Source organism: Mesorhizobium sp. M7A.F.Ca.CA.004.04.2.1 (genome assembly GCF_004022825.1).
Lineage (GTDB): Bacteria > Pseudomonadota > Alphaproteobacteria > Rhizobiales > Rhizobiaceae > Mesorhizobium.
In genome coordinates, this window is record NZ_RZPH01001093.1 from 1 (window position 1) to 1,934 (window position 1,934).

A 1,934-nucleotide genomic window follows, 5' to 3' on the forward strand; every position below is an offset into this window, starting at 1 on the left:
GCGCCACAGCCTCCAAGGGCGGAGCAAAACCCACCTCATCGTCATCAGCAAATTCCAAAGGAATCGAAGGCGGGGAAGCGGCGGCGACCGAATCCCCCTCCCCCTTGTGGGGAGGGGCTAGGGGTGGGGGTACGGCGCCGACATCTCAAGTTGCCACGCCCGCCGGCGCACCGCGTCCCGAGGGCGAAAGACCGCTGGCTTCGCCTGCCGTGCGTCTGCGGGCAAAGGAAGCCGGCATCGATCTCAGGCAGGTTGCGGGATCCGGCCCTGCCGGCCGCATCGGCCATGAGGACATCGAAGCGTTCCTGGCGCGCGGGCCGCAGGTTGCCAGGACATCCGGCCTCGCCCGCAACGATGCGATCCAGGATATCAAGGTGGTCGGCTTGCGGCGCAAGATCGCCGAGAAGATGTCGCTGTCGAAATCGCGCATCCCGCACATCACCTATGTCGAGGAGATCGATGTCACCGCGCTGGAGGAATTGCGCGCCGCGCTCAACAAGGAGAAGCGCCCAGGTAGGGGTGGCGTGGAGCGGCCGAAGCTGACGCTGCTGCCGTTCCTGATGCGGGCCATGGTCAAGGCGATCGCGGACCAGCCCAACCTCAATTCGCTGTTCGACGACGAGGCCGGCATCATCCACCAGCATGGCGGCATCCATATCGGCATCGCCGCGCAGACGCCGTCGGGGCTGGTAGTGCCTGTGGTCAAACATGCCGAGGCGCGCGACATCTGGGAGTGCGGCGCAGAAATCATCAGGCTGGCCGAGGCGGCCAAGTCCGGCACGGCGACACGCGACGAGCTGTCCGGCTCGACCATCACCATCACCTCGCTCGGCGCCATGGGCGGCGTGGCGACGACGCCGGTCATCAACCATCCGGAAGTGGCGATCATCGGCGTCAACAAGATGATGGTGCGGCCGGTGTGGGACGGCACCCAGTTCATCCCGCGCAAGATGATGAATTTATCGTCAAGCTTCGACCATCGGGTGATCGATGGGTGGGATGCGGCGGTGTTCATCCAGCGGATCAAGACGCTGCTGGAAACGCCGGCGCTGATCTTTGTGGATTGAGGTGATGAGGCCGATGTCGAAGCTTGAGACGGACCTTCGGAAGTTACCGGCGTTGGAATGTGGGCTCCCCCTTCTCCCCTTGTGGGAGAAGGTGTCGCCGAAGGCGACGGATGAGGGGTGTTCCAGGGAACGCCAACGCCTCACTCCGCTGGAACACCCCTCATCCGTCTCGGCGCTAACGCGCCGATCCACCTTCTCCCACAAGGGGAGAAGGACAGGGCGCCCGGCGGCCGAAAGGAAGCAGCCAACATGAAAGAAATCTCCTGCAAGCTGCTGGTCATCGGCGCCGGTCCCGGTGGTTACGTCTGCGCTATCCGTGCCGGACAGCTCGGCGTCGATACGGTGATCGTGGAAGCCGGCAAGCCGGGCGGCACTTGTCTCAATGTCGGCTGCATCCCGTCCAAGGCGCTGATCCATGCGGCGGAGGAGTTCGAGAAGGTGTCGCACATGGAAGGCGGCAAGAGCCCGCTCGGCATCTCGCTCACCGCACCGACGCTCGACCTGGCGAAGACGATCGCCTGGAAGGACGGCATCGTGAGCCGGCTCAACAGCGGCGTCGCCGGCCTGCTCAAGAAGGCAGGAGTCAAGACCGTGCATGGCTGGGCGAGCTTTCGCGACGGCAAGACGGTTGCGGTCGAGACCGAGACGGGAAGCCAAGTCATCCGCGCCGAGACGATCGTCATTGCCACCGGCTCGGCGCCAGTCGAGCTGCCGTTCCTGCCCTTTGGCGGTCCGGTGATTTCGTCAACCGAGGCACTGGCACTGAGCGACGTGCCGAGAAAACTCGCGGTCGTCGGTGGCGGCTATATCGGGCTGGAACTCGGCATGGCGTTTGCAAAAATGGGCGCCAAAGTGACCGTGGTCGAG

General features: G+C 64.5%; 2 protein-coding genes. Both read left to right on the forward strand.

What is annotated here, in order from left to right; genetic code table 11:
- Positions 1-1,067, forward strand: a 1,067-nt coding sequence (locus EN893_RS31635; protein ID WP_245481069.1) for a dihydrolipoamide acetyltransferase family protein, incomplete at its 5' end; no start/stop codon positions are given.
- Positions 1,068-1,316: 249 nt separating this feature from the next.
- Positions 1,317-1,934, forward strand: a 618-nt coding sequence (locus tag EN893_RS31640) for an FAD-dependent oxidoreductase (RefSeq protein ID WP_164901285.1), incomplete at its 3' end; no start/stop codon positions are given.